The following is a 248-nucleotide window of genomic DNA, read 5'->3' as shown; positions in this document are numbered from 1 at the left end:
GGGTAGACGAGGCCCTTGACGAGGTGGCGCGCCTGCGGACGGAGGCGCAGGTACTCGCCACGGAAGGGCACGATGCGCGGGTCGGGGCCGTCACCCCCGAGCACCGCGAGCCGGTCGGCGCCCAGACCGGCCGCGAGGACCACGACGTCGGCGGTGACCACCCGGCCGTCGGACGCGGTCAGCCGGACCGGTTCCGAGCCCCCTCGGCGCACGTCGACGACGTCGAAGTCGGTGACGAGCGTGGCACC

The 248-nt window shown here is 75.4% G+C and carries 1 protein-coding gene; it reads right to left on the bottom strand.

Going from position 1 to position 248, the window contains the following annotated elements; translation table 11 throughout:
• Positions 1 to 248, bottom strand: a 248-nt coding sequence (locus ACPYOG_RS20200; protein ID WP_481295872.1) for an FAD-dependent oxidoreductase, incomplete at both ends; no start/stop codon positions are given.

Source organism: Leifsonia sp. HAY1-4F (genome assembly GCF_056755275.1).
Note: the sequence above shows the minus strand (reverse complement) of the source record. Positions and strands in the feature narration are given on the sequence as shown.